The organism is Leptodesmis sp., assembly GCF_052746595.1.
Window position 1 is genome coordinate 1 of record NZ_JBRAGO010000190.1, and the last position, 3,363, is coordinate 3,363.

General features: G+C 51.7%; 4 protein-coding genes. All 4 read left to right on the plus strand.

Annotated features, from left to right (window positions below; genetic code table 11):
- The coding region (locus ACUVQO_RS22805; protein WP_445928113.1) for a HEAT repeat domain-containing protein at positions 1 to 343 on the plus strand (343 nt) is incomplete at its 5' end.
- A gap of 303 nt (positions 344 to 646) precedes the next feature.
- Positions 647 to 1,465, plus strand: coding sequence for a HEAT repeat domain-containing protein (locus ACUVQO_RS22810; RefSeq protein WP_445928114.1), 819 nt, complete (start codon positions 647 to 649; stop codon positions 1,463 to 1,465).
- Positions 1,466 to 2,344: 879 nt separating this feature from the next.
- Entirely contained in the window at positions 2,345 to 2,812 is a 468-nt protein-coding gene (locus tag ACUVQO_RS22815) for a sensor histidine kinase (protein ID WP_445928115.1), read from the plus strand.
- The coding region (locus ACUVQO_RS22820) for a sensor histidine kinase (protein ID WP_445928116.1) at positions 2,724 to 3,363 on the plus strand (640 nt) is incomplete at its 3' end. The genes ACUVQO_RS22815 and ACUVQO_RS22820, both read left to right, overlap by 89 nt.

Consider the following 3,363-nt stretch of genomic DNA (forward strand, 5'->3'; position numbering starts at 1 on the left):
TGCCATCCCTGCCATCCAACCCTTTCTAGAACATCCCACCGAACTCATTCAATATGCTGCTGCCCGCGCCCTCTATCAATTGACGGGAGATTCCAGCTATGCTGATCGCCTGATTGAGGCTCTTAAAGGTGACAAGTTGCAACTGCGCCGAGCGGTGTTAGCCGATCTGGGGGCGATCGGCTATTACCCAGCAGCGACGGCGATCGCCGCAACGTTGGCCGAAAATAGCCTCAAACTCATTTCCCTGAAAGGACTCCTGGAACACCAAGTAAAACACACGGCCACCGACACCCTTTCAGACGAAGCCGTTCATATTATGGAATTGATGGACAGCCTGTTGTGATTTTGGCTGTTGGATGTTCGTGAGCCTCAGTCGAACGATTGGCGATTTGGGCTTGGCTCAATTTTGCTGCTGTCCTAACTGGGGTAGCAATCGGGTGGAAGGTGTTGTCTATTGGCTGCACCTGTTTACTATCCACGATTCACCTCCCTATCCTCTTCATCTCCTGCAGCTTCTCCTGATCCACCCTTCCCCCTTTCCATTTCGTTACAAAATGATTACAAACTCCGTTTCGTTCCCCGAATAGCGAATAATGAGAGATAACTGAATGATGCAAAATTTAAAACTCCATCCTTAAAACTTTATATGTCGAATGCTGCTCTGGCTCAAACGCTTATCCGCGCTGTTGATGAAGCAGACTCTGCGACCCGTTTAGTGCAAGCTGTCCAGCAGTTAGCCAATGCTCGTTTAGTAGAAACCATTCCGACCTTGATTGCTACCCTGCGTTACAACAACCCCGGAGCCGCTGTGGCTGCCGTGGATGGGTTAATTGCGATCGGGAAACCTGCCGTGCAACCCCTCCTCGATCTACTCGATGGTCACAACTACACGGCACGGGCTTGGGCCATTCGAGCGATGGCAGGCATTGGCGATGCCCGAGGACTCGATGTGTTGATGGCAGCCGCGCAACACGACTTTGCCTTGAGTGTCCGACGAGCCGCTGCTAGAGGACTGGGAACTGTTCACTGGGAAGAACTGGAGGTCGAGCAGGCCAAAGTCGCTCAGGTGAATGTCTGTAATGTGTTAATGGGGCTGGGACAGGATCCGGAGTGGGTGGTGCGCTATGCGGCGATCGCAGGCTTACAAGCTTTAGCCCAGGCCACTATAGAAACCCAACCCGCCTTAGTCTCGACCATTCTGACCCATCTCCAGCAATTGACGAATACGGATCCCGATGCTGGTATCCGGAGCCGTGCGACCCGAGCCTTGCAGGTGTTGCAAACCCTGCATGGTTGCCAAAGTGAGGAGCAACCAACTGTGACTACGGTAGAAATGAACTGGTGGTTAACACTGGAAAAACTCTATGACCGCAAATTTCAGGAGCGCATGACCCTGCCAGAAGGCGATCCCCGTCGTTATCAGGATTTGGCTGTAGCTCTCACAGAAGCCGTCAAGTCACTTTAACTATTGTCAAGTCACTTTGTGTTATTGTTGCTTGCTTTTTCATTGCCGCCTGTATTGGCGAATTCAGTGAAAAATAAGGTGATTTTGGCTGCTGGATTGACGATTTTCTAGGCAAACAACTAGACCCCAGACAATCGCCTGGGGTCTTGCGCTTATAAAGCTCAACCTAATCCCTACGGTTGATGGTTTTTGAAAGACTGGCTATATCGAGTGCCAGCAGCTTTTATCTATTTCTAGAATCGCTCAGCGATCGCGCCTTGAGTAGGGGCATTCTACCCATTCATCCCCCGTTTACCCTGGGTAGGTTCTTTAGAAACATTTAAGGTTCCTGTTGAGTGGTCAAAAAAATACCCGGTAGGGGAACTGGGTAAGACAGGATAGAGTAGACTGCAAATTCAGAGGTTGCGATTGTCAGCAGCGGACAGGGGCTGCTTTGAAACCCACGTCCTGCGCCTTGCAAACCCTACTAAACTGCCAGTTCAGGATGTGAAAAATAGATGCAGAGAAACCTGCGGCCCGGTGATTGCATACTGTTGGGGGGAGCGTGGGGGCAATAGCCTGACAGGTAGAGGAAGCGATACGGTAGACTAACGGCATGGGGCTATTTCCTTGATTTCAAGGGGGATGATTACAGAGTATCGGTTTAGTCTGGAGGAGGCATCCCCTAAATGTCATGGCCTGACTATGACATTTGTCACAAGGTAGGAATGGCTGCGGCAGAATAGAACTAAACTGGGTGAGTGTTGGCCATGTCCTGCAAGCACAGGCTTCCAGATTGGTACTGAGGCGATTGCGCCAACAGGCATGGTTGTCAGAATTGGGGATGCTATGATAATACTCATAGGGTTATAGTCGATATTATCGGGCAGTTGATGCGTTGTGGAAGATCCTCAAGCCCCCGAAGAACTTGCACGCATTCATGAGCAACTCTGGCAGACGGTGCTTCAGTTTGGGAACTTTTCTGCGTCTCAGGAACGCAACCGGATTGCCCGCGACTTACATGATTCCCTCGGACAGACATTGACCGCTCTCAATATTCAGTTACAAACGGCGGTTAAGCTCTGGCAACTCGATCCCAACCGCGCTGAACAATTTTTGGAAGAGGCCCAGCGATTGGGATCGACTGCAGTTCAGGAAGTCCGGCAGACGGTAAGAACGCTACGGACGGATAGCCCAGATGACCAGTCCATTGAAACTCTGATTACTGCCTTGGTCGAAGGTCGAAAGCTTCCATCGTTCCACTGGTGTTTTGCCTACCGTGAAGTTGAATCTGGTGGCTCCCGTGCCTGCCGAAGTGGTAACTCCGGTTTATCGCATTATTCAAGAAGGCCTCAACAATATTTGTAAGTATGCTCAGGCTACAGAAGTCAACTTGCAACTAAGTACCACCCCAACCTCCCTGGGCTTGATTATTGAAGATAACGGCCGTGGCTTTGACCTGGAGCACGCTGTCACAGGCTTTGGTTTACGTGGTATGCAACAACGGGTGTCTCTGCTCCGGGGACGCTTTCAAGTCGAGACCAAGCCGGGAGCAGGATGCCGGCTTCGCATCGTCATGCCCCTGCGAGTGTTGTCCCTCCAAGATCCCCAGGGATTGGTACCACCCCCGGTTTTCCCAGAAGCGAACCCTCTGCCTGCTGCTGTTGAAGTTTCTCCCACCTCGCTGGTACCCCTAACGGAGGGAAGTGATGTCCAGACAGCCGTCAAACCCTTGCTTGACGACATCAATCTCACCCTTCAGAGGGAGGTCGATACGGAAGAATCTTCTCCCCTCCCCCTTGAAGGTGGGCAAGGCGCGATCGCAACTCCGGATCCGGATCTACCACCCCTTCCTGCTTTAGTCCTTGCGCCAACCCAGGTCGATCGCTTAACTCAGATCCTGTTGCAGCAGAATTGGC